Source organism: Clostridioides sp. ZZV15-6598, from assembly GCF_020657705.1.
Taxonomy (GTDB): domain Bacteria; phylum Bacillota; class Clostridia; order Peptostreptococcales; family Peptostreptococcaceae; genus Clostridioides; species Clostridioides difficile_F.
Genome location: NZ_JAGWCS010000239.1, coordinates 1 through 2,638 on the forward strand (window position 1 = coordinate 1; position 2,638 = coordinate 2,638).

The 2,638-nt window shown below is 22.6% G+C and carries 2 protein-coding genes; both read left to right on the top strand.

Annotated elements, in window-relative coordinates:
- Window positions 1-860: 860 nt before the first annotated feature.
- On the top strand, window positions 861-1,370 hold the full coding sequence (locus tag KGF50_RS21095; protein WP_227849876.1) for a VanZ family protein: 510 nt from the start codon (window positions 861-863) through the stop codon (window positions 1,368-1,370).
- Between the two features lie 908 nt (window positions 1,371-2,278).
- A complete protein-coding gene (locus KGF50_RS21100; protein ID WP_227849877.1) occupies window positions 2,279-2,620 on the top strand; it encodes a LytTR family DNA-binding domain-containing protein in 342 nt (113 codons plus the stop codon).
- Window positions 2,621-2,638 lie beyond the last annotated feature (18 nt).

Below are 2,638 nucleotides of genomic sequence, written 5' to 3' on the forward strand. Positions count from 1 at the left end.
AATTGTATATATGTGTTCCAATGATAGCAAATTTATTATCATTTTTTATACTTTACGATTATATTATTAATCTTATAAAGATTTCTCCTGAAAGGAGAGTTATTTTTTTAGTAATAGTTTTACTGTTGATATTGTCCAATATTTCAATATTTGCATTAATACGTATAATACTTAAAATTAAAGATAAAAAAGATAATATAATAAATTAATTAATACATATAAAAATAGCTTAGTGAATATTTCTAATTGATATATTATAGCTTATTTGTTTTAAAATGTTGAAATTTGAATTATATGGTGATGTAGATAAAGTTGATTAGGCTAAGACTCTTTAAAATGAGTGTATTAGTGAAATAAGTAAGATTACATCAAATATTCTCAAGTTGTATGGTAAGAGTAAGAAATATTACAGAAGCAGGCTGAAAATTTAATTTGTATTAGAGTATATCATTTAAAGTAAAGCAAGCTAAATAAAGGCTATAATAAAATCGTTAATATATTTTGTAAAATATGAAATAAGTAAAATTAGGCATACCCATATAAAAATATGTTTTTTAAAAGGATATATGTTGTTAAGTTTCTGTGCAACAAGTGCAAGTAAAAAATAAATAAATAACATTATTAAGAAAACTATTAAGTCACTCATAAATTTCTCCTATGATTAGATGGTATTAAGGTTAGAATACTATGAGAAGCTAATAGTGGCAACATATTTTGCAGATTTGTAAATAAATTGAAACAAGTTATTCAGAATAAAAAAGATTGTTTTCACACATCTTTTATGGATATAAGATTCTTGGATATGAAAAAATAGAAGCATATAAACAAATCGAAAATAGTAATTAGAAAGGATATAAAGTATGAAATCTAGACAGTACAATATTACAAAAGGATTATTGATAGTATATATAATCGTTATGACATGGATTATATTATTTAAAATGCAGCTTGATATTTCGTTACTTAAAAATATGAATCTTAGAAATATAAACTTAATTCCTTTTGCTGATTCACTTATAGTTAATGGTAGAGTAGATATATCAGAGATTATATTAAATATAGCTGTGTTTGTACCCTTTGGAGTATATCTATGTATGCTAAAGGAAGACTGGAGTTTTATAAAAAAAGTCGCACCTATTTTTGGAGTTAGTCTAGCATTTGAGACACTTCAATATATATTTGCAATAGGTGCAAGCGATATAACTGACCTTATAGGTAACACATTAGGAGGAGTTATAGGCATAATAATTTTTGAATTATTATCAAAAATATTTAAGAATAAGACAAAAATGATTATCAATGTATTAGCTTTGATTGGAACAATTCTTGCGATAGGATTTTTAGGATTGATTATTATTGTGAACCTATAGGTATAATTATATAGGTTCAATTTAAAAAATTATCAAGTTTTAGTTTATAGAGCAGTTTATTTTAACATATAGACTGTTTTTTTATGTCCATAACTATACCATTTAATATTTGTAAAATTACTTATAAACTTTTTAATAACTTCAAGAAATGCTTACTTTGTAATGAGTAATTTTTTCTAATTGATAGATTATAAGGATATGCGTCAAAATAAAGTGATGATTTGTACATATAAAAAATGTTAACTATGATAGACATAGTTAACCTAGAGAAATTAAATCTTATAACTAGTTATTCTTAACACAGTTTGATAGTACTAGAAGAATCCTCACAATAATATCCTTACTTATTTTATTTAAGTTAGCAATTATTGTAGTAGCAATATTCCTACTACACTTTCTGTTTTTGTATGTTCATCTTGTAATATCCTTTCTGCCAATCTGAAATCTTTTGCAAGTTATATAATTCCATATTTTTTACTTTAGGCTTTAGGGATAATCTGTATTGGTTAGTTGTTATCACAAGATTGATTTTGGTTATATATTATGGTATGTCTATGAGCTTTCAATTGATAATTAAGAAGTATAAAATTATTTTAATAAGTATGTAACTAAATTCTAATTCTTTAAATTATACATATAAAAGTTAATATTTACTTTTATATGTATAATTTTACACAATTTTATTGGAAAGTTATTTTATTAAAGTAATATGTATATATAAATACTGATATTATTTATAATATGATATTTTAACTTTAAAAATTAATGTTAAAGAATGAGTTTGTAGGTAAGTATCAAAAATAACTTTATAAATATTTCAAATAGACTAATCTTACATATATTTCCGATAGATTATATTGATAAAAAACACTAAAATTAAATTAATAAGAATACTTGGAGGGATGGTAATGAAAGAGGAATGTTTTATTAATATTGAACACGAAGATAAACGTTTTTCAATTAACATTAAAGAGATTTTGTACATAGAAAAGCAAGAGTATGAATCAAAAATTTATACAGAAAATGGAACTTATGATATAGGAGAAAATTCTTCTAGTATAAAAAGATTGCTGAAAGAAGAAAATTTTTTCAAATGCAGTAACAGTTATATTGTAAATTTAGATAAGTGTGAATTTTATCTCAGCAATAATTGTATTTTTGTAGGAAATAATTTTATAAGAGTTTTAGGTTTAGATAGAAAAAAGAAATTAGAAAAGAAGTTAGAAAAATTATATGATTATAAATATTAATTTTGAGAGGCTGTATCT